This is a genomic window from Daejeonella sp. AP26, from assembly GCF_056680515.1.
On sequence record NZ_CM155286.1, the window covers coordinates 4095593 to 4118671 of the forward strand.

The 23079-nt window shown below is 42.8% G+C and carries 22 protein-coding genes; 14 read left to right on the forward strand and 8 right to left on the reverse strand.

Features of this window, described 5'->3' with window-relative positions; all coding sequences use genetic code 11:
* Positions 1-441: 441 nt before the first annotated feature.
* The gene (locus tag AC1MCB_RS17410; RefSeq protein WP_479965990.1) at positions 442-1434 is read left to right on the forward strand and encodes a pyruvate dehydrogenase complex E1 component subunit beta; all 993 of its coding nucleotides are present in this window, start codon (positions 442-444) and stop codon (positions 1432-1434) included.
* A gap of 89 nt (positions 1435-1523) precedes the next feature.
* Here AC1MCB_RS17410 and AC1MCB_RS17415 read toward each other — a convergent pair whose 3' ends face one another.
* From AC1MCB_RS17415 to AC1MCB_RS17425, 3 genes are all read right to left on the reverse strand, one after another.
* Complete coding sequence (locus tag AC1MCB_RS17415; protein ID WP_479965991.1) at positions 1524-1997, reverse strand: Lrp/AsnC ligand binding domain-containing protein; 474 nt, start codon at positions 1995-1997, stop codon at positions 1524-1526.
* Positions 1998-2297: 300 nt separating this feature from the next.
* Positions 2298-3596, reverse strand: a complete 1299-nt coding sequence (locus tag AC1MCB_RS17420; protein WP_479965992.1) for an amidohydrolase family protein — start codon at positions 3594-3596, stop codon at positions 2298-2300.
* 45 nt (positions 3597-3641) lie between these two features.
* On the reverse strand, positions 3642-6650 hold the full coding sequence (locus AC1MCB_RS17425; protein ID WP_479965993.1) for an amidohydrolase family protein: 3009 nt from the start codon (positions 6648-6650) through the stop codon (positions 3642-3644).
* A 171-nt stretch (positions 6651-6821) separates the two neighbouring features.
* Between AC1MCB_RS17425 and AC1MCB_RS17430 the strand changes: the two genes are divergently transcribed.
* From AC1MCB_RS17430 to AC1MCB_RS17455, 6 genes are all read left to right on the forward strand, one after another.
* On the forward strand, positions 6822-7268 hold the full coding sequence (locus AC1MCB_RS17430; protein WP_479965994.1) for a cytochrome B: 447 nt from the start codon (positions 6822-6824) through the stop codon (positions 7266-7268).
* Between the two features lie 241 nt (positions 7269-7509).
* Complete coding sequence (locus AC1MCB_RS17435) at positions 7510-8919, forward strand: anthranilate synthase component I family protein (protein ID WP_479965995.1); 1410 nt, start codon at positions 7510-7512, stop codon at positions 8917-8919.
* A gap of 20 nt (positions 8920-8939) precedes the next feature.
* Entirely contained in the window at positions 8940-9578 is a 639-nt protein-coding gene (locus AC1MCB_RS17440) for an anthranilate synthase component II (protein WP_479965996.1), read from the forward strand.
* Entirely contained in the window at positions 9556-10368 is an 813-nt protein-coding gene (gene trpC, locus AC1MCB_RS17445; protein WP_479965997.1) for an indole-3-glycerol phosphate synthase TrpC, read from the forward strand. Before AC1MCB_RS17440 ends, trpC begins: the two co-directional genes overlap by 23 nt.
* 29 nt (positions 10369-10397) lie before the next feature.
* Positions 10398-10961, forward strand: coding sequence for an NUDIX domain-containing protein (locus AC1MCB_RS17450; protein WP_479965998.1), 564 nt, complete (start codon positions 10398-10400; stop codon positions 10959-10961).
* A 12-nt stretch (positions 10962-10973) separates the two neighbouring features.
* Positions 10974-11711 (forward strand): lysophospholipid acyltransferase family protein, encoded by a 738-nt coding sequence (locus AC1MCB_RS17455; protein WP_479965999.1) that lies wholly within the window; start codon positions 10974-10976, stop codon positions 11709-11711.
* Between the two features lie 180 nt (positions 11712-11891).
* On the opposite strand, the gene AC1MCB_RS17460 is transcribed toward AC1MCB_RS17455, so the two are convergent.
* Positions 11892-12611 (reverse strand): LytR/AlgR family response regulator transcription factor, encoded by a 720-nt coding sequence (locus AC1MCB_RS17460; RefSeq protein ID WP_479966000.1) that lies wholly within the window; start codon positions 12609-12611, stop codon positions 11892-11894.
* A 48-nt stretch (positions 12612-12659) separates the two neighbouring features.
* Complete coding sequence (locus AC1MCB_RS17465; protein ID WP_479966001.1) at positions 12660-13673, reverse strand: sensor histidine kinase; 1014 nt, start codon at positions 13671-13673, stop codon at positions 12660-12662.
* Between the two features lie 265 nt (positions 13674-13938).
* Here AC1MCB_RS17465 and AC1MCB_RS17470 point away from each other — a divergent pair, with 265 nt between their 5' ends.
* From AC1MCB_RS17470 to AC1MCB_RS17485, 4 genes are read left to right on the forward strand one after another with little or no spacing between them, the layout of a single operon-like run.
* On the forward strand, positions 13939-14109 hold the full coding sequence (locus AC1MCB_RS17470) for a hypothetical protein (protein ID WP_479966002.1): 171 nt from the start codon (positions 13939-13941) through the stop codon (positions 14107-14109).
* Positions 14110-14115: 6 nt separating this feature from the next.
* The gene (locus AC1MCB_RS17475; protein ID WP_479966003.1) at positions 14116-15021 is read left to right on the forward strand and encodes an ABC transporter ATP-binding protein; all 906 of its coding nucleotides are present in this window, start codon (positions 14116-14118) and stop codon (positions 15019-15021) included.
* A gap of 3 nt (positions 15022-15024) precedes the next feature.
* Positions 15025-15816, forward strand: coding sequence for an ABC transporter permease (locus AC1MCB_RS17480; protein WP_479966004.1), 792 nt, complete (start codon positions 15025-15027; stop codon positions 15814-15816).
* 8 nt (positions 15817-15824) lie between these two features.
* On the forward strand, positions 15825-16232 hold the full coding sequence (locus AC1MCB_RS17485) for a hypothetical protein (RefSeq protein ID WP_479966005.1): 408 nt from the start codon (positions 15825-15827) through the stop codon (positions 16230-16232).
* A gap of 6 nt (positions 16233-16238) precedes the next feature.
* Here the strand turns inward: AC1MCB_RS17485 and AC1MCB_RS17490 are convergent, their stop codons facing one another.
* Positions 16239-17615: a M20/M25/M40 family metallo-hydrolase gene (locus AC1MCB_RS17490; RefSeq protein WP_479966006.1), complete on the reverse strand. Its 1377-nt coding sequence runs from the start codon at positions 17613-17615 to the stop codon at positions 16239-16241.
* A gap of 23 nt (positions 17616-17638) precedes the next feature.
* Entirely contained in the window at positions 17639-18610 is a 972-nt protein-coding gene (locus AC1MCB_RS17495) for a glycosyl hydrolase family 18 protein (protein WP_479966007.1), read from the reverse strand.
* 132 nt (positions 18611-18742) lie between these two features.
* On the opposite strand from AC1MCB_RS17495, the gene AC1MCB_RS17500 reads away from it, so the two are divergent.
* The gene (locus tag AC1MCB_RS17500; protein WP_479966008.1) at positions 18743-20311 is read left to right on the forward strand and encodes a M28 family metallopeptidase; all 1569 of its coding nucleotides are present in this window, start codon (positions 18743-18745) and stop codon (positions 20309-20311) included.
* 732 nt (positions 20312-21043) lie between these two features.
* Here AC1MCB_RS17500 and AC1MCB_RS17505 read toward each other — a convergent pair.
* On the reverse strand, positions 21044-22447 hold the full coding sequence (locus AC1MCB_RS17505; RefSeq protein WP_479966009.1) for an MBL fold metallo-hydrolase RNA specificity domain-containing protein: 1404 nt from the start codon (positions 22445-22447) through the stop codon (positions 21044-21046).
* A 204-nt stretch (positions 22448-22651) separates the two neighbouring features.
* Between AC1MCB_RS17505 and AC1MCB_RS17510 the strand changes: the two genes are divergently transcribed.
* Together AC1MCB_RS17510 and AC1MCB_RS17515 are read left to right on the forward strand one after the other, a co-directional pair.
* The gene (locus AC1MCB_RS17510) at positions 22652-22843 is read left to right on the forward strand and encodes a hypothetical protein (RefSeq protein WP_479966010.1); all 192 of its coding nucleotides are present in this window, start codon (positions 22652-22654) and stop codon (positions 22841-22843) included.
* A 4-nt stretch (positions 22844-22847) separates the two neighbouring features.
* Positions 22848-23012 carry a hypothetical protein gene (locus AC1MCB_RS17515; RefSeq protein WP_479966011.1) on the forward strand — a complete coding sequence of 55 codons (165 nt, stop codon included), beginning with the start codon at positions 22848-22850 and terminating at the stop codon, positions 23010-23012.
* Positions 23013-23079 lie beyond the last annotated feature (67 nt).

Here is a 23079-nt window from a genome sequence, read left to right on the forward strand (position 1 = left end):
ACCCTAAAAACTCGCATTTTCTTTTGCGCTTACCATATGCTTACTATGTACTTACTATGTGCTTACTATGTCATCCTTCGATCAGGATATAGTGAACACATGCTAATCACATAGTGAGTATATCGTGAGTACCGATCCGGTCTATAGCGAATCCCTGGCAATTCCAGCAGAGTCATGTCATTCCTGCCTGCCGGCCCGGCCGGCTGAAGCGGCGTCGAAGGAGACTCTGCAGAATTTATTGAAGCAAGAAGCAAATAGGTGGTGGGACACCCTGGAGGCAGCCCTTCGACTCCGCTCAGGGTGACAGTGCCCAATAGGCTATTGATAGCCAAAGAAAAATTTGACATTGTGTCGAAGATGTTGCCGATTAGTGTAGGCGTTACACAGTTTATTCTCAACTTAAAACTTATATTTGCCCTTCCAAATTTTGATTTATTACACATGAGAGAAATACAGTTCAGAGAAGCGCTTCGGGAAGCATTAAACGAAGAGATGCGGAAAGACGAAAAGATCTTTTTAATGGGCGAGGAAGTCGCCGAATATAACGGGGCTTACAAAGTCAGCCAGGGAATGCTGGATGAATTTGGCGCTAAACGAGTGATTGACACTCCAATTGCTGAACTGGGCTTCGCCGGAATCGGTGTTGGTGCAGCAATGAATGGTTTGAAACCCATTGTTGAGTTCATGACTTTCAACTTTTCACTGGTGGCAATTGACCAGGTTATTAACGCTGCGGCTAAAATACTTTCTATGAGCGGCGGAGAATTCTCTTGTCCGATTGTTTTTCGTGGGCCAACGGGTAATGCAGGTCAATTGGGTGCACAACACTCTCAGAACTTCGAAAGCTGGTATGCCAACTGTCCGGGATTAAAGGTGGTAATACCATCAAGTCCTTACGAAGCAAAAGGCTTGTTGAAACAATCCATCATTGATCCTGATCCTGTTATTTTCATGGAATCAGAAGTAATGTACGGTGATAAAGGAGAGGTGCCTGAAGAAGAGTATTACATCCCGTTAGGAAAAGCTAATATTGTCAAAGAAGGTACCGATGTAACTATTGTGACTTTTGGCAAGATGCTTTCACGTGTTGTAATGCCTGCAGTTGAGCAATTAACTAAAGCAGGAATCAATGCTGAGGTGATCGATCTTCGTACAGTACGTCCGATTGATTATGAAACTGTAATCAATTCTGTGAAGAAAACAAACCGGATGGTATTTGTAGAAGAATCATGGCCATTGGGATCTATCGCAACTGAAGTTACTTTCAAAGTGCAGAAAGATGCATTTGATTTCCTTGATGCTCCGGTTCTGCGTGTAGCTTGCGCCGATGTACCACTTCCATATGCTCCGACGTTAATTCAGGAGGCATTACCGAATGCTGAAAAGGTGATTAAGGCTGTAAAAAGTGTGCTTTATCTTAATACAGAAAAGTAAGATTGAATTATTCTATAATTAGAGTCATCCGGAGATATTCGGGTGACTTTTTTATTTAGGGGCTATGTTAATAATTTCCTGTAATAGCATCAAACCAGAGTAATCTGCCTTTTAATGCTTTCTTCGAGCGAAATAAAGGTCTCGGTACGCTGGATTCCTTTTACAGCCTGGATGTTCTCATTTAGCACCTCCCGCAAATGTGTAGTGTCGCGGCAAATGATCTTGGCGAAAATACTATAAGCGCCGGTACAGTAATGCATCTCCACTATTTCTTTGACCTTTTTCAAGCTTTCTACAGCGTCGTGATATTGTGATCCTTTTTCGAGATAAATTCCCAGGAAAGCACAGATATCATATCCTATCTTTTGCGGATCTATAATTAAATTAGCGCCCCTGATAATTCCAAGCTCATGCATCTTTTTCATTCTCACGTGAATAGTTCCCCCGGAAACAATTAACTTCTTGGCGATCTCCGTATAGGGAATCGTCGCATCCTCCATTAAGATGCTGAGGATTTGAGTATCCAGATTATCAAGTTCGAAATTTTGGCTGCTTTTTTCCATATAACTTTGAAATTCTATTATCGATTTCAAAAGTAGTTAACAGAATTGTAAAATTACATTTGTTTCCTTAAAAATCTTGCAACGATTTTTATAACTCCTTACATTTGTACTAAGTAAGTGAGTTATCTCCCCGGTTAGTCGAGAAGAGGTTGTTATCCGGAGATTGTGCTTTATAGAACTGTTAGAAATGCGACAGTTTCTTGAAGAACCTTTTGAACCTACACAGTGTAGTTTTTTTAATTAGTTGGTTAGAATAAGCTCCTGCAGTCCAGGAGCTTATTTTTTTAGCTTCAATTTAATTCACTTCTTTTCACTCTCATATTTTTCTGAATACCTCTTAAACAGTTGTTTATGCAGATTATCCAGATCGAGCGATTTACCCCTGATAAACGCAGTTTCTACATCATTACCAATCATATCTAAAGCGTCTCCATTGGAGATAAACAGAGTAGCATCCTTACCAACTTCAAGGCTTCCTGCGGTTTTATCAATGCCGAGTATCTTAGCGGTGTTTAAGGTAATAGTTGCTAATGCTTGTTCTTTTCCAAGACCATAAGCTGCTGCCGTACCGGCCATAAAAGGCAGGTTGCGTTGCTGCCAATAGCCCTCAACACTGATAGCGAAGTTGACACCTGCATCATGAAGTATCCGCGGTTGCTTGTACGGCAGGTATACATCATCACTTACCCTTTCCGGCAGGCTATGAGGCTGACGGATGATCACAGAAATGTCGTTCTCCTTTAAAAACGCTGTAATTAGATGTGCTTCACCTCCGCCAACAATTACTGGCTTAATTCCAAAACGTTTGAAGAAGTTTACCGATGCAATGATGTCTTTCGCGCCATCAGTTTGCACAAATAGTTTTTTACTTCCTGTGTACAGGCCATTCATCGCGCTAAACCGTGCATTCGTTACCTCAGGCTTTACAATTTGCTGATAAGCCTGGGCTTGCGAAAAGTAGCTCTCTAAATTGCTCAGCGCTTTCTGAATGTTCTCACGTTGAACTTCTGCTGTCGGGGCCATCGGACTTGAAGATATTCTACTGTTTGGCCAGTTTATATGCACCGCCATATCAGTTTTATAAGCGGCGTCTTCCCAGTTCCATCCATCCAATTCAACAACTGTAGACTGCCCGGAGATCAAACCACCCTGCGGGGTAATCTGTGCCAACAGTATCCCGTTCGAGCGGAGTGTGTTCGGCACCTTTGAATCTGTGTTATAAGCAATGATAGATCGTACATGTGGATTTATATCGCCAACTTCCTGGAAATCATGAGTAGCCCGAACAGATGCAACCTCGGTTAGGCCCAGCGTAGTGACAGGGGCGATGAAACCAGGATAGATATGTTTCCCGTTTGCCGTGATCAGTTGAATGTCAGAGCCAAATTTAACTACCCGCGCATCCCCAATGCCGGTTATTTTCCCGTTCGCAAAGGATATGTACCCATCCTCGATCACCTTGCCGGTGCCCGTATGTATGGTAGCGCCAATAATGGCTATTGGCTTACTTTGTGGTTTTGCCGGGTATATGGTCGCCTGTCCGTAGCTGAACTGACTGGCGGCTAGTAATCCCAACAAACTAAATATATATTTTTTCATTCTGATGATTTTAACTGTTGCTAGATCTGATAATGCTGAGATTGATTAATGGGAGTGACCTTCTTCAGAAGCGATTCCTTCTATGCTTTCGCAATCATAAAGGGTTGCTTTGGTAAGCACCGGACGTTGAACTGAAGCTCCTTTTCCTTTCGCTTCCATCATTTTCTGAATTAATCGGGCTTCTTCTTTAACAAGCTCTTTCTGCTTGCGGGCGTCGTCTTCCATGTCCCAGTATGCAATACCATCAACATAAGTTTTTTCTGCCTTGGCGTAGATAGAAAGAGGACTGTCAGACCATAGCACCAGGTCGGCGTCTTTACCGGCCTTAATGCTGCCCACCCGGTTATCTATATGGAGCATCTTAGCAGGATTCAGGGTAACCAATTTCAAGGCTTCCTCCTGAGACATGTTACCGTATTTAACCGCCTTTGCAGCCTCCTGGTTTAACCGGCGAGCCATCTCTGCATCATCGGAGTTAAATCCTGTGAGTACGCCCACCTTGCTCATTAAAACGCCATTGTATGGAATTGCTTCAGCGACCTCATTTTTGTAAGCCCACCAGTCGGAAAAAGTTGATCCGGCGATACCACGCTTTGCCATCTTGTCCGCTACTTTATAGCCTTCAAGAATGTGTGTGAAGGTGTTGATTTTGAAACCCATACTGTCGGCTACATGCATCAGCATGTTGATTTCAGATTGAACATAGGAGTGGCAGGTAATGAAACGCTTATCTTCAAGGATTTCCACCAGCGCATCAAGTTCAAGATCTCTGCGCACATTGTTCCCTTTCTTAGCTTTTGCTGCCTTGTATTCTTTGGCCCTGGTGAATGCATCCACGTAAACCTGCTCAACACCCATGCGGGTTTGAGGGAAACGGGTCAGATTGGTAATACCCCAGTTGCTTTGTTTTACGTTTTCGCCTAGCGCAAACTTGATAAAACCATCGCTGCCGGCAAACTTCATTTCCTCCGGAGATTTGCCCCAGCGAAGTTTGATCAACTGCGACTGACCGCCAATTGGATTGGCAGAACCGTGCAATATGTGTGAAGTGGTAACCCCACCGGCTAACTGGCGATAGATATTTATGTCTTCAGGATTGATAACATCAGCAATGCGGACTTCAGAAGTTACAGCCTGGGTGCCTTCATTGATCCCTCGGGTAGCACCAATATGCGAGTGCTCGTCAATGATTCCGGCGGTTAAATGTTTTCCGGTGGCGTCGATCACTTTTGCTTTACCTGCCGCAAGGTTTTTGCCTACGGATTTAATTTTACCATTCTCTATCAGGACGTCAGCATTGGCTAACTTTCCTTCTGATTCATTAGTCCAGACCGTTGCATTTTTGAATAATACAGCCTCCTGTTTCGGTGCTTCAGTATATCCAAAGGCAAGAAAAGGGTAAGTTACTGCTCCAACAATAAGTGCTGGCTTGGCTTCATCTTTTTTGACAGGTTCTTTAAATGCTTCCGAATAAGTAGCAGTCCAGTTTACATTGCTGCCATCGGCATTAGTGCCGTCACCTTTGAAGACGATCGGTTTCAATGAATGAACGTATCCATTCAAGCGGACATTTCCTGCGGGGCTTTTCTTCGGGTCGAAATAGATACTAACCAAGTCTCCAGAACGGGTGAAGGTAGCTTTTGACTTCAGACTATCCTGTCCTTTGCGTTCTACACTCACATCGTACGAGCCCGGGGTTCCAGCAATCTTCAAAGTCAGAGATGCTGACCCTTCCATCGCCATCGTATATGTTCCGCGCAAATCCGTTATATCCATTTTGCTGACAACAAAACGGTCGCCCTGCACCCAGTTTTCGTAAATGATATTGTCTTTGTTGAAGAGGTTTCCGGAAGTGATAAGAAAGTTTGCAAGTTTTCCTTTTGATAGTGAGCCTACACGATCACTCACACCGAGCATTTCGGCTGGAATCTCTGTTAAAGATCTTAAGGCTTGCTTCTCTGTTAATCCGAATTCGATGGCCTGGCGTAGGTTGGTCCAAAAATCTGCCGGCTTGTCAAGTCCTGAACTTGTTAAGGCAAACTTGATCTGTGCTTTCTCTAATGCAGCCGGGTTTGAAGGAGCTAACTCCCACATTTTCATTTGTGTGAGGCTGATGTTTCTTGCATCTGCAGCATCTTCAACATCGTAAGCTTTTGGGAAATTTAATGGCGCTATGAAGCTTCCACCGGTAGCTTTAATCTCTTTAATACGTAGAAAGTCATTGCCTCCTGATTTGAAGATATATTGTTTTCCGAACTCATCGCCTATTTTATCGGCACGCAATACATCATAAACATCGTCTACTTCGAAGATCTGGGGAAGACGCTGTAACTGGTTGAACTCAGCAAGCGAAATATTGTATTCCGACTTTTGATTTTTGTACCACTCGGCATCATAATAAGTTTGGCGTAGCAATGAAATGGCACCCATTAATGATTGCGGATAATCTGTAGCTGCAGTGCCTTTACTAAACGAGTAATGTGCTGCTGCTTCTCCATTTAAAACAGCATCGTTCGCCTTGCCGGTATTAAGCGTAGCTATCAGCGAGCTTCCGCGGGCAATACCGTCACGAATAATTGATTGCACTGTACCAAAGCCGGCTTTTTTCAGCTCTTCCGCCTTTTTAACGTCAGTGGCGAATATAGTTTTAGCACTCATTTCTGGCCTGATTGATTCGTTCCAGCCATAGGCGCCATTCTTGGTGGAAGTGAACACTTGCTGACGGTTGCGGTTAAAAGCAGCCCTCGGAATCTCGGGCATACCATAGGTACTGAATGCGTCAATAAGAGAAGGATAAATATATTTTCCTTTCAGGTCTATAACTGTATAGCCTTTTGGAACTGACGTAGCTGACCCTACGGATTCGATCTTCTGGCCTTTAACCAGCATAGTGCCGTTTTTGATGGTCTCGTCAGCATTAATAACAATATTTGCATTGGTAAAGGCAACCAGACCCGGACGGATATCATAGGAGCCATTCACCGGGTAACTATCCTGACCATAAGCCTGGCCAAGCATCGTCAGTAAAAAACTAAACAGTAAGATTTTCTTCATTTGCTGAGATTTATTTTGGAAGCACAAAATAGAAGTTAATAAAACGCTGAATCTTGCGAAGGAGTAACTTTTTCGTTACTTATGAAGCCAATACGGTCGCTTCTCAACATTGAGGCACATAATTTTTGTTGTCATTACTATTAATGGTACTTTCAGCCTAAACTTAAAATCATGTATAAAATTCTATTAGGCCTGCATTCAGGTATTCGTTACATCGTAATTATACTATTCGTTCTAGCCCTGATTATGGCATTAATTGGATTGTTTGGTCGTAAACCTTATACTGAAGCTAACCGAAAGATTAATCTTTTTGCAATGATATCTGCTCATATTCAATTGCTTACCGGCCTGGTTCTTTACTTTTTCAGTCCCAAAGTAATGCTAAGCGATATGGGCGCAGCTATGAAAGACACTGTGCTGAGATACTGGACTGTTGAACACATGGTTATGATGATATTCGCGGTAGTACTGATCACTATCGGCCACTCCCGTTCCAAAAAGGCTGTTGACGCATTATATAAGCATCGTGCAATTGCTTTATTTTACGGCTTAGCGTTGCTGGTTATTCTGCTAGCCATATACCAAAGCGGGCGCCCGATATTCGGAAGCAGTATGTAATTGCCTGAAAATTTTGAGGTTTCAATATTCTTTATATTTTTGTAAACGATGATGATACAATTGAATACCCGCAATTGGTGGTGGCCTTCTCTAGAAGAACGCGCCGGTACAGGTATTTAAATTATAATCAACCTAAACTTAATTAAAACCCGACGCTTCAACCACGTCGGGTTTTTTTATACCCGAGTGTTAAGCTTGCAGGTTAGACGAAAACTGTTGCTATTACATAATTCCTGTTTCGATGAAAAGATTTAAACTTTATACCGCACATAAGCGAATGCTTGCCGACACTACAACTCCGGTAAGTATTTACCTGCGACTGCGGGATGTATTTTCAAATAGTTTGTTGCTGGAAAGTTCCGACTACCACAGCCGTGAGAACAGTATGAGTTATATCTGCTTTGATCCGATTGCCGGTATAACGCTTGATGGAACCTCGTTAAAGGCGTATTTCCCCGATGGGACTACTCAGCAAACACCTGCTGAAGGATTAGATCTGAAAAAGAAGGTCTCAGATTTCCGGAGTTCATTTGAGCCGGTCGGGCCTAAAGAATTTAAATTTATTTCCAATGGCTTGTTCGGTTATTTCAGTTATGAGACTGTTGAGTATTTTGAGGATATCAAGCTGAACTCTCAACAGAGTCCGGGTCGCCAAATTCCTCTACTGCAATATCACATATACCGCTACATTATTGCCATCGACCATTTCAAGAATGAGATGCATCTGCTGGAGCACCGGACCGATGAAGAAGCTCCTGATGGGTTAGAAAGGATCGAGTACCTTATTCAAAATAAAAACTTCCCGGAGTATAAGTTTAACTGTAATGGTGAGGAGCAGTCTAATTTAACGGATGAGGAATTTATAGGAATCGTTGAAAATCTAAAGAGGCATATCTATCGGGGTGATATTTTTCAAATCGTACCTTCGCGTGCCTTCTCAAAACCTTTTCTGGGAGACGAATTTAACGTTTACCGCGCCCTGCGTTCTATCAATCCATCTCCCTATCTCTTCTATTTCGATTACGGAAACTTCAAGATATTTGGCTCATCACCAGAGGCTCAGCTTACTATCAAAAATAATGAAGCGGCTATTTACCCCATAGCAGGTACTTTCAAACGGACCGGCAACGATGTACTCGATGCGGAGTTAGCAGAAAACTTAGAAAAAGATCCGAAGGAGAACGCCGAACACATTATGCTGGTCGACCTTGCACGCAATGATCTGAGCAGGCACTGCGAGAAAGTGGAAGTGAAATCGTTTAAAGAAATTCAATATTATTCACATTTAATACACATGGTATCAAAAGTTGCCGGAACTTTGCAAAAGGGGGTAAATCCTTTTGAAGTAGTCGGCGACACCTATCCCGCCGGAACACTTAGTGGAGCCCCCAAACATATGGCGATGCAGCTTATCAATAAGTTCGAGAAAGGAGACCGCAGCTTTTATGGAGGCGCCATTGGGTATATGGGGTTTAATGGAGACTTCAATCATGCAATAATGATCCGTTCTTTCTTGAGCCAGAATAACATATTGCATTACCAGGCCGGGGCCGGCATCGTTGCTGATTCCGATCCGCAGAGTGAATTAAACGAAGTGAACAATAAAATCATGGCTTTACGACGGGCGCTTGAAATGGCGGAAGGTTTGTAGAAAAGATAAGCAGAAACTATATGGCAAACAATATCACCAATTCCGCTATGGAGACTAATAAGAAGATCCTGGTTATTGATAATTACGACTCATTCACTTTCAATCTGGTTCACCTGTTGAATGAAGCAGGTTATGAGGCAACCGTCTGGCGAAACGACAAGTTTGAGCTTGGTGATGTAGCCGCCTTCGACAAAATACTTTTATCACCCGGACCAGGCATTCCCTCCGAAGCCGGCCTTTTGCTTGACGTGATTCGAACCTATGCGCCAACGAAAAGTATTTTAGGTATTTGCCTGGGAATGCAGGCGATCGCAGAAGTGTTTGGGGGTCAATTATATAATCTGTCACGTCCGGTACATGGCAGGGCGACGGTTATAAAAGTTTTAGATAAAGAGGAAAACCTGTTTACCAATTGTCCCGATGGATTCCTGGTGGGGCGTTATCACTCATGGGCTGTAAGTCCGCAGGATCTACCGGTCGATATTAAAGTAACGGCAACAGATATTGACGGAGTTATTATGGCATTGTCACATACTTCGCTGGACGTAAAAGGTGTACAGTTCCATCCGGAATCTATATTAACAGAAAATGGCAGACAGTTAATCGATAACTGGCTTCTTACTCAAAATAATTACAATGAATCAGACAAAGCAGGGTAACATTCTGGATAAGATAGTTGCTAAAAAAAAGGAAGAGATAGCGGTAGCAAAGCGACAGTTATCCGGATTGCAGCTTAAAGAAAGTGAATTGTTTTCGAGAGAGTGTTATTCTCTTCGTAAGTTCATAGAAGATCCTTCGCGCAGCGGAATCATTGCTGAGTTTAAACGCAATTCACCTTCAAAGGGAGTGATCAACAGCCATTCGTCCGTTAAGGAAGTTACAAACGGTTATTCGGCGGCCGGGGCTTCAGCGTTGTCCGTACTGACAGACAGTAGTTTCTTCGGCGGAAGTTACATCGACCTGATTGAAGCGCGGCAATCTAACCAGATCCCGATCCTTCGAAAAGATTTTATACTCGATGAGTACCAGATTCTCGAGGCGAAGGCCTGGGGAGCTGATATTATCCTGTTAATCGCATCAATATTACACCCCGATGAAATCAAAAGAATGGCTTCCCTGGCGAAAAGTCTTGGAATGAGCGTTCTGCTGGAGGTCCATAATAAACGCGAGCTTGAGCATAGCCTGTGTGATGACCTGGATGCCGTGGGCGTCAATAATCGTAATCTTGGAGACTTTTTAGTTTCCCTTCAACATTCCTACGATCTTGTTTCACAGATTCCCGATCAGTTTATTAAAGTTTCAGAAAGCGGCATCAGTGATCCTAAGACTATCGTAGAACTAAAGACAGCGGGATTTAATGGATTTCTTATTGGCGAGAACTTCATGCGTGAACAAAATCCCGGAAAAGCAATGGAGGAGTTTCTGAAAACTATCAAGGAAATACAATAGCAATTATTAGTAGCGATTACCTATAAAATATGAAGAGTGAAACCGAAAACCCCTGGCAGGTCATTTCAAGCGAATCCAAATACGATAACCAATGGATCAACTTAACAGAGCACCAGGTAATTAATCCCGGCGGGGGTAAGGGTATTTATGGGCAGGTACATTTTAAGAATCTGGCCATAGGCATTGTTGTACTCGATGGAGAAGATCAAACCTGGCTGGTAGGGCAGTATCGCTTCCCTTTAAACCAATACAGTTGGGAAATACCTGCAGGCGGTTGCCCCCTGCACTCAGATCCCCTAACAACGGCCAAAAGGGAATTATTGGAGGAAACCGGGATGACTGCAGAATCGTGGACAGAAATTCAGCAGATGCATCTGTCAAATTCCGTCAGCGATGAGCTCGCAATAATTTATTTAGCCCGCCGGTTAAGCTACGGGACAGCTGAGCCTGAAGAAAGCGAAGAACTACAATTAAAAAAGATGCCTTTTGACGACGCATATCAAATGGTAGCAGGCGGTGAGATCACCGATTCATTAAGTGTGGCTGCCATACTAAAGTTGAAAATAATGAAAGCCGAAGGCGATTTGCTTTAGTACTTTTAGCGCATGAATAAATTCCTCGGGTATCTGTTCACACCTATTCACTATATTTATTTCGGATTACTGCTCGGTATATTTCATCCAATTCAGTGGCTCTCGTTGAAACTCGGTGGCTATAAGGCCCATAAAGTTTCGGTCGATATATTGAATTTCTTTTTGATGAGTTCATTATACATCCTGGGCACAAGGATAACCTTCACTAACCATCAGAACCTGCCTACTGACCGACCAATCATTTTTATTGCCAACCACCAGAGTATGTACGAGATTCCACCGCTTATTTGGTTTCTGCGTAAGTATCATGCGAAGTTTATTTCTAAGATCGAACTCACTAAAGGTATTCCCAGTATTTCCTTCAATCTTAAATACGGCGGCGGGGCTAATATTGATCGTAAAGACAGCAAGCAGGCTGTTGCCGAGATCATTAAATTAGGTAATCGTATGAAGGAAAATAATTGGTCTGCCGTTATTTTTCCTGAGGGAACAAGATCTCGCAATGGGCATCCTAAAACCTTTCACATTGGCGGAATCGCTACATTAATTAAAAAAGCTCCTAATGCCTTACTGGTGCCCATTGCAATTACGGGCTCCTGGAAAATAGTTCAGTATGGTATGTTCCCGTTAAGCTTTGGAGAAAAGATAAATTTAACGGTACTGAAACCTTTCGAGCCAACGGGTCTTCCAATGGAAGAAGTGGTGTCACGTGCAGAGAACGCGGTGAAAGAGCAAATGGAAGCAAGTTAATTCCAGCTAACAATTTGAAGAGCGGGGCACCAGATTACAAGATTTTCACAGATTGATGTTTCTTCAGTTGAATCACGATTAAAGAGACAAAAGCTGTGTAAATCCGGGCAATTCCATCAAACAAATCTGCGGGCGAACATCCAATCGGCGCGATTTAAAGAAAATCGGTGTAATCATTTCCTAAATATTCCGATTGTCTACCAGCTTAAAAAAGTATTCCCTGTAAGTGTCTCCAACAGGTATGATCTTATCCGTTATCTGGATACGACTCCGCTCGATGGAGTCAATCTTATCAAGAGCTACGATGTAAGATTTATGAACCCTGACGAATCGGCCGGTAGGTAAGGCATCCTCCATTTTCTTCATATTCTGTAAGGTAATCACCCGTTCAGACTTCGTGAAAATGGAAATATAATCCTTCAACCCTTCAATATACAGGATATCATCGAGGTAGATCTTCTGGATCTTGTGTTCAGTCTTTACAAAAATAAAGTTATGAGGAGTGCTTGCTACGAGGGTTTCGGGTAACGGGAGCGGGGAACTATTTTGCTTCTGCTGAAGAACTTTCTGCGCAGCCTTGTAGAAACGATCAAAAGCTATCGGCTTCAACAGGTAATCGGTTACATCGAGTTCGTAGCCCTCCAGTGCATATTCAGAATAAGCGGTTGTTAAAATCACATCGCACTTGCCGTTCATGATCTTTAAGAATTGCAGACCGGTCAATTCAGGCATCTGTACATCCAGAAACACCAGGTCAATACCGTCATTCTGCACGAGCGACAGTCCTTCAATAGCGCTGGTCGTAGTCTTAACCAATTCCAGGAAAGGTACCTTGGAAATATAATCTTCCAGAATATCAAGGGCTAAAGGCTCATCATCAACTACAAGGCAACGTATCATATCGTAAAAATAGTAATTACTGGTGCTTGGTGTTATAAATTTTTATGGTCACAGTTCTAGCACCAACTCAGAGGTGTAAATCTCCGAATGGTTGCTAATGTCAAGGTTATATCGGTTTTTGTAGAACAAATCCAGACGCCTTTGCACGTTTATTAAACCGATGCCGCCTATCTCGTCTTTATTCAGTTTGCTCACCTTATTTGATAGCTTAAATTTAAGCCTGTTGGGTTCAATACAGATAGAAATATCGATCGGATTATTTTCATCTGTTGCTACTCCATGTTTGAAAGCATTCTCAACAAAGGAGATTAATACCAGTGGCATTATCTTTTGATTTTGCGCCTCGCCGCAGATATTCAGACTCACATAAGCGTGATTCTTAAATCGTAGTCGCTGCAACTCGATGTAATTCTCGAGGTATCTGATCTCTTTTGACAGATCAACCATATCCTCGTTGCTTTCGTAGAGCATATACCGCATAATCTCCGACAATTTTAATATAGCTGCGGGAGTTTGATCTGACTGCTGGTAGGCAAGCGAGTATATGTTATTCAGCGTATTGAAAAGAAAATGTGGATTTATCTGCGACTTTAGAAACGCAAGTTCAGCGTTCAGTTTTTCATTCTCAAGTGTCGTTTTTACCTTTTCATTTACGAACCAGTCTATCATGAATTTAAACGCGGTGCTTAAAAACAGGAAGAAACAGCCAATGAAGGTCGCGCTTAAGAAATAATCCTTAAATGTTAAGTGGTACTGATTTTTATCACCACGCACCAGAACAATATCATTGAAAATTACAGCCAGACCATATTTAAAAATCGCCGCTGCTAATACCAGCAGTACCATGCTGATACCACACCACAGATACTTCTTTTTATTGAGCAGCTTTGGAAGGATGATCAGGTAATTGATATAGAAAATAGCAATGTTAATCAGGCCGAAGTAAATGATCATTACAAAGCCTTTGTAAGATATTTTCCCATTTCCGGCTAATAGCATGAAAAACAATAAAATGGAAACCCATACTGCGGCGTGTAAAAATATCTGTCGGGCTTTAGTCATTTGTCTGGATTACGTGTTACGGCATTCTGACCAACAGAATGTTTTAACAACCGCCAATATAATATTTAGCCCTATGGTTTTCCTGCGATTTCTACCAACATGGCTTTACGATCTGCCAACGCCTTCTAAAATCTTACCAACCAATACTGAACATAGAATACCTGTTCGTCTTTAAATAAGGCGGGTTGGTCTAATAGATTTTAGTGGGCCAGTAATTTAATAGTTCTTTGAATCACCAAACAAACAACCTCTTAAAACTTAGGCCATGAAAAAGCTAAATTCAATCTCGCCCTTTATCGTCCTTCTCACACCGGTCATCCTGATCATTGGCTTACTGATGATGAACCTAGACAATGAAATTCCGGCAGAAAGACAAAATGCCAGTTTGAAATTGCAGGTACCTTCATTTAAGGTAATGGTTAGCAATATCTTCTAATTTAAAGTGACTTCGCAATTTATTATTGAGACCCGTGATCTTTCGTATAAATTCGGGAATCAATTAGTGCTTGATCATGTTTCGCTGAAAGTACCGAAAGGGACTATCTATGGTTTCCTTGGTCCAAACGGAGCAGGAAAAACTACAACTATAAAAATTCTTCTAAACCTGCTTAATTCAGCAGAGAACACTGTTTTCCTGTTTGGGAAAGATATAAAATCAACACGTATCGATGCCTTATCGCGCATCGGCTCATTAATTGAACAGCCCGCCATTTACCCGCATCTCAGCGGTAAAGAAAACTTGTTAAACCGGGCGATGCTTTTAGGGGTTAATAGAAAACGGGTTGACGAAATGCTGCAGTTGGTTGATCTGACCGATAGCGCTGCAAAGAAAGCCGGGAAATATTCCCTGGGAATGAAACAACGACTGGGGATAGCCCTCGCACTTCTGCCTGATCCGGAGCTTTTAATCTTAGATGAACCCACCAACGGTCTTGATCCCAACGGCATTCTCGAAGTGCGTAAATTGGTTCAAAAGCTGACGGCTGAACATGGCAAAACAGTATTTGTATCCAGCCATCTGCTGGCAGAAGTAGATAAGATGGCCAATTACGTTGGAATCATCAATCGTGGTAAGCTGGTATTCCAGGGCAGCATCTGCGAACTCCACAGTGCAAATGCAAGTACGGTTTCTATACAGGTTAATGATACGGTTGCGGCAAGCAATATGCTGCTCAAAAAAGGCTACCCGGCCGACATAGATGACGACAGCATTCAACTTCCTTTTTCAACCAAAGAAGAGATGGGAAGTATCAACAATCTCCTGGTTACCCAGGGCTACACGGTGTTCAGCTTAACGCAAACTAAACACGATCTCGAAAAACTATTTCTTGACATCACCAGGAATTAAAATATGTACCCTTTCCTTATTTCACTGCGATCCGAATTCTTCAAATCACGGAAGACACTTGCTTTTCTATCGGCAATCTTATTACCGCTTATACTGACTATGCTGATCAGCATAGGTTTTTTTGTCAATGCCGAGAAGATGGTTCCCTACACACCCGTTATGCAATGGATGCGATTTACCGGGTCGTTTTTAGGTGTAATGGGATTTTTACTGCTGCCCATGCTGGTTATTTTCCAAACCTATTCAGTCAATAATATGGAGCATAAATCGGATATGTGGAAGAGTCTCTTTTCTTTACCGCTGCCTAAATGGAGTATGTACAGCAGCAAATGGGTATATGCTGTTTTATTGAATGCTTTATGTCTTTCCTTATTTGCCACCTTCGTTTTAGCTGCCGGACAATTACTAAGCCTGCTTAAGCCGGAGTTTAGATTTAACGAATACAGTTTCAGTGCTATCTTATTTAAAATTCATATTAAGATGTTCCTGGCCTCACTGGGCATTTTGTCCATTCAGTTCTTATTAAGTTTAATCTGGGAAGACTTTCTTAAACCCATGGGTATTGGCTTTCTACTAACAGTTTTCGGGATCATCTGCTCGAACCTGGGATGGAAATACACCTTCACAATTCCATATGCCCACCCAATGATCGCATTAAAGAGCATAATGGATTCGGCATCAACCAAAGATCTGGAATTTGAACTGTTCACCAAAGAAGTTTATATAAGCATCGCGATCTCCATAGTGACTTTTATTGCCGGATACTATGTCATCAGCAAGAGAAGTGTGAAATAAGTTCAGCTATGAACAAAATAACTAAAAGACAGGTATTTACATCCGTTAGCGTTCTGTTAGTAAGCCTCTGTTCGCTGTTACTTTATATTTTAATTAATGCTAAAGTCATCGCAGAGTTCACAGTAACAAATAGCACGCTTCGGCGGATTGACTCCCTTTCCATCGAACCGAACGGAAATTTAACAGCTAAATTCGTTAACCTCGAGCCTGATGAGAACATTGAGTATGAAGCCGATATGACAGGTGGTGCAAAAACTGATGGGTCTTATCAATTAAACTATAAATTGAACAGCTCAGCCTTTAAACACCATTTCGGTTATTATAGTAACGGATACCCTTCTGACGGGGTAACAAAAATAGTTATCCAATTGGATACGGTAATAATCACCTATAATACGGGAACTTCATATAAGTGATTACCCTTACCTTACCGCCTTCGGTATCACCACTAAACTTTCATGTCCAACACTATCCACAGACTGCACACCAAAAAAGTAGTTGTCTTTAGAATAGTTAAGGGTAGTCTTTGTATCCGTTACGTAAAACTTGCGCTCCCACGTCGGGCTGCTGGTCTCCCGCATAACTACATAATAGCCGGCTGGTTTTTCACCTTTTGGTGCTTCCCATTTCAAACTTGTTTTGTTAGTCAAACCTGATGTAATTACACCGACGTTCTCCGGTTTTTGCGGTGCCAGTGCTAGGTTGGCTAATACCGCTAAATTCAATCGAGCAACTTTTTGGGTGTATTCATAATCCACGAAATCAGGAGTATCTCCGTATTCAACCCCGTTTTCAGTTCTAAGATCCTGATGCTGACGTTCAAAGTTCTCATTCATTTCGGTTACCCGGATAGCAGCGAATCCTTCTTTAGAAAAAGGGGTATGATCACCACCCCTCAAATAACGGTCGCGACGGTAGATGAGCTTTACATCCAGCTGGTCAACATACCGTTCGCCAACTTCTTTCAGGTAGCGGGCGAACTGCCGTGCGCCACCATCGTTCTCACTGCCGGTACTGGCCCGTGAAGCGGCGGCTTCTGCTGTTTCATTGCCTGCAACACCTTCGCTGAAGACCCGGACACTGCGATTGTCTTTCAGACCTGTTTCCATACCGTAAGTATTTCCGACTATGTCGTTGGTGATCATACCAGCCACATTCCACTTCAGTTCCTTTGCTTTTTTAGCCAGGTTGGTTGCTCCGTATAATCCCTGCTCTTCACCTACCATAGCCACAAAGATCAGCGTGGCATTAAACTTCTGCTTTGCCATTATGCGGGCAATCTCCATCGTAGCGGCAGTACCTGATGCATCATCGTTAGCCCCGGGAGCTTTTATCTTTGCATCCATAACATCCGAAGCTCTCGAATCATAATGCCCGGATACGATAAATACCCGGTCATCTGCCGGATCCGTTCCTGGAAGGATAGCCAGCACATTCTTCATCGAAGTCGGAACAGTTACCCGTCTGCCATCTGCCGGCTGGGTGAACGTATCAAACTCTACCTTCATACGGCCGCCGGACTCTTTCGCATAGCGTTCCATTTCTGCTTTGATCCAGTTACGGGCAGCACCAATACCTGTCTTTTTACTTACGGTATCACTCAGGGTATGGCGGGTTTCAAAACTGACCAACTTCCTGACAATGCTTTCTATATTTTTTGATGATACCTCATCAACCATTCCGCTGATTAGCGGATCTTGCCTCAGAATAGCAGGTTGGGAGAACGCTTTTATCGACACACAGGCAAGGAGGAAAACGGCTATGACGTATTTAGACGGACGTAAGGGGGTACAGGGCATATATCAATTCTTATTGAAAGTTTTTACTTTTTAATTATTCGGATCTCGTCGTTAATAGCCTTTAGCAAAGACTTTTTCGGATCGCTTACATCATGGGATAGCTCCCAGAACATAACTCCACCACAACCTTTCTCTAATGCAAGGCGGGTCTTCGCCTTAATCAGATTCGGCCCGTTATATAAAATGCCGGCTACCGAATCTTTCTGTGCTGCCATCGCATCCTTTTCTAAAATCTTATTGTAAGCCGTTGCCGGATATTTGCCATAAAAAGGCAAGCCGAGCACCGCTTTATGTGCCGGTAAATTCCGCTTATTTATCCAGTAATCCAAACAGTCGATCGCGTGCTGGTAACTGGAATGATTCTTCTCCTTCGAATTATCATAAGACATGATGTTCACCCAATCGACATATTTGTACGTTTCTTTGGGAATTCCGGCACCAATTGAATCATTATTCCCGACCACGGCAATAGTCAGCAGTTTGTTTTTTGTGTTTAATTCTGACCGCAACTCTTTCATCAATTCTATAAAGTACCATGAAGATTTCTCTTTCTGCCCGGCGCCGGTGTTTACAGAGTCATCCGGATACTCCCAATCCAGGTCAAGCCCATCCAGTTTATGCTGATCAATGAATTTGGATACGGCCAAAACAAAGCGCTTACGGCTTGCAGGTTCTGAGGCCAGCTTTTCAAACCGGTAGTCGTTTCCGCCGCCGTCACCAAGGCCCCATCCGCCAACAGAGATGAAAACTTTAACCTGGTGCTTTTTAGCGGTCGCAACAATTGCATTTAACTTTGCTGAATCATTGAAAGGAGCAAGACTGCCATCGCTTTGCGGAATCGCAAATGCATAGTTGAGATGAGTTATCTGATCATACCGGATCTCATTTGGATTAGTTGCGCCAAAGGAGTAAGCAATTACTTTAAAATCCTGGGCTAATACTGCTGCTTTTAAACCAAACAAAAGCATAAAGGTCAACAATAGTTTTTTCATCATCTGAAAGAAGCAGGTATAACTAAATCAGGATTAATCTACAAAGTTAAATTCATGTAACGAATTTGTTAACACCCCCTATAGTAATTGACGACAGGAATAAATAGGTTTGTTATAACGATAACCCAAAGTTACATGAGAAAAACCTTTCTATTTTCTGCACTGCTTTTAACCGGCATGTCCTTTACGGCATTAGCCCAGCAAGCTGTAGATCCTCAAATTACCCAAAAGATCAGAACAGAGGGAATGAATAATTCCAAAGTAATGGAAACGGCATTCTATCTGACTGACGTAAGTGGTCCGAGGTTATCCAATTCGCCAGGCTTGAAAAGAGCAGAAGAGTGGACTGTTAACACCTTAAAGTCATACGGTTTGCAGAACGTAAAACTAGAGCCCTGGGGTAAATTTGGCAAAGGTTGGGAAGTAGAAAAGAATTATTCGGCTATGACCAGCCCGTACTATCATGCCATTATTGCCACGCCTAAGGCCTGGACTCCCGGAACCAACGGTCTGGTTAAGTCTGAGATTGTGATCGTAAAAGCTGATTCTCTAAGCGACCTGGATAAGTACAAAGGGAGTCTGCAAGGTAAGATTGTAATTTTTGACAATGCTGCAGCTTTGACGACTTCCTTCAAATCCGATGGAAATCGTTATACAGAAGAAGAGCTAGCAGAGATGACTGGTCCACCAGCAGAGAGAAACAGTAGCCAGGCTAATACAGCAGAAATGGCTAAAAGGCGCGAAGCATTTGTGAAGATGCGTGCTATGCGGACTCAAATGAGCGAGTTTCTTTTGCAGGAAAATGTAGGCCTGCTATTAAGCAGCGGCCGTGGTAAGCACGGAACCCTCTTCACAAGTAATGGTGCTCCATATGCCGAAGATGCAAAACCAGTAGCCCCTGAACTGGAGATTGCGGCCGAAGATTATCTGCGTTTACTCCGTTTAGTGAAGGCAGGCATCAAAGTGCAATTTGAAGCAGATATCAAAACGCGTTTCTACGACAAGGACACGCAAGGTTATAATGTAATAGCAGAGATACCGGGAACTGATAAAAAGTTAAAAGACGAAGTGGTGATGTTAGGTGCACATATTGATTCATGGCATGCTGCAACCGGTGCAACAGATAATGCTGCAGGAACCGCTGTAATGATCGAAGCTATGCGGATCATCAAATCGTTAAATCTAAAGCCAAAGCGTACCATCCGTATTGCTTTGTGGAGTTCTGAGGAACAGGGTTTGTTCGGTTCAAGAGGTTATGTGGCCAATCACTTTGGCGACCGGACTACCATGGTGTTAAAACCTGCACAGGAGAAAATATCCGCCTATTACAATTTGGATAACGGTACAGGCAAGATCCGGGGAGTATATCTGCAAGGAAATGCCGCCGCTGGTCCAATTTTTCAGGATTGGCTGGCACCATTCAAAGATCTGGGTGCTACAACAGTAACTATCCGCAACACAGGTGGTACCGATCACCAATCCTTTGACGCCGTTGGAATCCCGGGTTTCCAGTTTATCCAGGATGAAGTGGAGTACAACACCCGTACCCACCACACGAACATGGATACCTATGATCGCCTGATCGAAGACGACTTAAAACAAGCCGCAACCATCATCGCGTCATTTGCCTACAACACAGCCCAACGCGCCGAAAAGATTCCCCGTAAAGAATTACCTAAAGCACAGGTGCAAGGATCAAACTAACTCGCTAATACTTATAGGTTAAAAAGGCCTCCTTAATTTATTTAAGGAAGCCTTTTTCATTAGGCTTCATAGCGTCCAATCAAATTTTCTAAACTTCGAGTGACTTCTTCTCCGTTGAACCCGGATAGCCCAACCTGCTGATACAAGTTCCATTCGCATTTCTATCAATTTTAAATCAGGCCAAAACGGAATCGGGGATCTGTCGGGCTTTCTAGTAGTTTCCTAGTAGTTTCGTAGTAGTTTTCTAGTAGTTTACTAGTAGTACCCTACTAGTATAGCCCTATGAAACTACTATGATTATTTAGTGAAGGTTTTTTAATTTATGGTCGAGGCTCAGACTCTTTTAACTACTGAGTTTTACCGTGCAGGAAGCACCTCCGAGCTGAATGGGTATTTGTAAGATTTGCTATAAATAGGTTGCTCCGCCGGAGCATTTGGGCGGACAAATATGTGGCGAACTCCATGCCCGTGATCAACATCAATTCATCGGACCAAAAATTATGAAGAAGTGTCTTTAACGCTGGAGAGCTCCGTGTTAATAGGAATAAGGTCTGCTGCAGGTTAGCTCCGGGAAGGGCGACTCTATGAAAATCTGTGTATCTGTGGTGAAACTCCGCCTGATCCATGTCGGGCGGCTTATGTGCAGCGGTAGTCATTCACCACAGATACACAGATTAAGAATTGTTAAAATTTATCCGGTAATCGGATTGCAGGTAGTCTAACTCTTCCTAACTAATCCAGATCAAATCTCTGGTGTCTTTCCGGGATCTGCACATCTGCGAAACCTTTGGCCATTAATTTCTCCCTGAATCGCTGCTGCACGTCATACTCGCCATGTACCAGGAAAACAGACTGTACACGCGATGGGTCCTGACAAGACACAAATTTTAACAGGTCTTCGTAATCACCGTGGGCACTCATAGATTTGATTGCCCTTACCTCGGCTTTCACATCATATTGTTTTCCGAATATGGAAACAGAGGGTTGCCCTGCAATCAAGCGACCGCCCAGTGAGTTGGGCTCGCAATATCCCACCATCAGAATGGTGTTCTTATGATTGTTGATATTATTTTTTATGTGATGTTTTACCCTGCCGGCTTCAGCCATCCCTGATGCCGAGATGATAACACAGGGTCTTGGGTCGTCGTTAAGGGCCTTCGACTCGACGACACTCTGGATGAATTTCAGGTTCTTGAAACTAAAGATGTCGTGATCTTTTTTCTGCACTTCTTTTACGTCAGGGTTATAGATATCCGGATGATCTCTTAAAACCTGCGTTGCTTTTTCAGACAGCGGACTGTCAATATAATAAAGCACATCCGGCAGGCCTCCGTGAACATCCATGTAGTTCAGAGCATAAATAATCTCCTGGGTACGACCAACACTGAAAGCCGGAATGATCACTTTGCCACCTTTAAGGATACAGGTCTGGTTAATTATTTCCTTTAACTGATCTATGGTTGATCCAAGATCCTTGTGGAGCGTGTCACCGTAGGTTGATTCTAAAAGAATATAGTTTGCTTGCGGAAAGTTTTGTGGTGATCTAAGAAGCATATCCTGGTATCCTCCAACATCTCCGCTGAAGGTTATGGTGGTAACTTTTCCATTCTCGCGAATGCTGAGGTTCACTGCGGCACTGCCCACAATGTGTCCCGCATCAGTAAAAAGCAGGTCTACATCCGGATCTACTGCAAATACTTCTTTATACTCTACGATTTTAAACCACCGGAGAGCTGTAATTACATCTTCATCTGTATAAAGCGGTTTTATGGGCTCCAGGCCTTTCCTGCTGCGGTGCCTATTGGTGTACTCGGCATCCTGCTCCTGTATTTTTGCGGAATCCATCAAAAGTATTCGGGCTAAATCCATAGTTGGGGCGGTGCAATAAATCGGGCCGCTAAAACCTTCTGCGATTAGCCTTGGAATTAAGCCGCAGTGGTCGATATGTGCATGGGAGAGTATCAGCAGGTCTACTTCGGCTGGATTAAAACCAAACTTTTCGTTCATCTCATCGGTATCATCGCCCATTCCCTGGAACATCCCACAATCAAGTAATATGTTAAGACCTTTATTCAGAGAAAGTAAATGTTTGCTGCCGGTAACGTTGCGGGCAGCACCGTGGAAGGAAATATTCATGGGATCAGTGGAGTTAGGACCAATTGAAATGATTAAAGGACAAGGAACAAAGAGTAAAAACTAAGAACACTTTACTTAACAAGACCGATACCAAAGATATTATCCCGGAGCAAACGAGCAATGATTTTTAAAAATAAAGGCGGCAGAAAAGTAATAAACTAAAGAAATAGTTGCATAACTATATTATTAGTTTTAAATTCGATTATGCTTAAGCCGATTACTTATCTTCTGACTGTTTTTGCACTGTGCATGGTTGCTTACTGCAAGATCAACCAAACAAAAGGCGGTCTGAGAACCGGTTTATGGATCACTAAAGAAGGCAATGGAGAGGAAGGCTATAAAAGCAGGGGCTGGTATAGGAGGGTAAAGAAAAAGGTGGAAATATTTTTACAATGACACTTTGTACCAAAAAGACAAGTATTCCGGCAACAGTGTCCGGGTCAGGTTTTATCATCCCAATAGAAAGATTAGGGCAAGTGGGAGTCCACTGCTGGATTATGATGGAAAGCTGGCTCATTGGTATTATAACGGTGACTGGAAATACTTGATGATCAAGGGAATTTAACTAAAACAGTCACCTATAAAAAGGGAGTTTATATTGTTGAAACGCCAGCTAACAGACAAACTAACAA

Coding starts and splice junctions, on each gene's coding strand:
- AC1MCB_RS17470 (WP_479966002.1), top strand. CDS start 13,939: ATGAAAAAGCTAAATTCAATCTCGCCCTTTATCGTCCTTCTCACACCG.
- AC1MCB_RS17460 (WP_479966000.1), bottom strand. CDS start 12,611: ATGATACGTTGCCTTGTAGTTGATGATGAGCCTTTAGCCCTTGATATT.
- AC1MCB_RS17500 (WP_479966008.1), top strand. CDS start 18,743: ATGAGAAAAACCTTTCTATTTTCTGCACTGCTTTTAACCGGCATGTCC.
- AC1MCB_RS17430 (WP_479965994.1), top strand. CDS start 6,822: ATGTATAAAATTCTATTAGGCCTGCATTCAGGTATTCGTTACATCGTA.
- trpC (WP_479965997.1), top strand. CDS start 9,556: ATGAATCAGACAAAGCAGGGTAACATTCTGGATAAGATAGTTGCTAAA.
- AC1MCB_RS17495 (WP_479966007.1), bottom strand. CDS start 18,610: ATGATGAAAAAACTATTGTTGACCTTTATGCTTTTGTTTGGTTTAAAA.
- AC1MCB_RS17440 (WP_479965996.1), top strand. CDS start 8,940: ATGGCAAACAATATCACCAATTCCGCTATGGAGACTAATAAGAAGATC.
- AC1MCB_RS17455 (WP_479965999.1), top strand. CDS start 10,974: ATGAATAAATTCCTCGGGTATCTGTTCACACCTATTCACTATATTTAT.
- AC1MCB_RS17480 (WP_479966004.1), top strand. CDS start 15,025: ATGTACCCTTTCCTTATTTCACTGCGATCCGAATTCTTCAAATCACGG.
- AC1MCB_RS17490 (WP_479966006.1), bottom strand. CDS start 17,615: ATGCCCTGTACCCCCTTACGTCCGTCTAAATACGTCATAGCCGTTTTC.
- AC1MCB_RS17435 (WP_479965995.1), top strand. CDS start 7,510: ATGAAAAGATTTAAACTTTATACCGCACATAAGCGAATGCTTGCCGAC.
- AC1MCB_RS17410 (WP_479965990.1), top strand. CDS start 442: ATGAGAGAAATACAGTTCAGAGAAGCGCTTCGGGAAGCATTAAACGAA.
- AC1MCB_RS17465 (WP_479966001.1), bottom strand. CDS start 13,673: ATGACTAAAGCCCGACAGATATTTTTACACGCCGCAGTATGGGTTTCC.
- AC1MCB_RS17415 (WP_479965991.1), bottom strand. CDS start 1,997: ATGGAAAAAAGCAGCCAAAATTTCGAACTTGATAATCTGGATACTCAA.
- AC1MCB_RS17485 (WP_479966005.1), top strand. CDS start 15,825: ATGAACAAAATAACTAAAAGACAGGTATTTACATCCGTTAGCGTTCTG.
- AC1MCB_RS17510 (WP_479966010.1), top strand. CDS start 22,652: ATGCTTAAGCCGATTACTTATCTTCTGACTGTTTTTGCACTGTGCATG.
- AC1MCB_RS17505 (WP_479966009.1), bottom strand. CDS start 22,447: ATGAATATTTCCTTCCACGGTGCTGCCCGCAACGTTACCGGCAGCAAA.
- AC1MCB_RS17420 (WP_479965992.1), bottom strand. CDS start 3,596: ATGAAAAAATATATATTTAGTTTGTTGGGATTACTAGCCGCCAGTCAG.
- AC1MCB_RS17450 (WP_479965998.1), top strand. CDS start 10,398: ATGAAGAGTGAAACCGAAAACCCCTGGCAGGTCATTTCAAGCGAATCC.
- AC1MCB_RS17425 (WP_479965993.1), bottom strand. CDS start 6,650: ATGAAGAAAATCTTACTGTTTAGTTTTTTACTGACGATGCTTGGCCAG.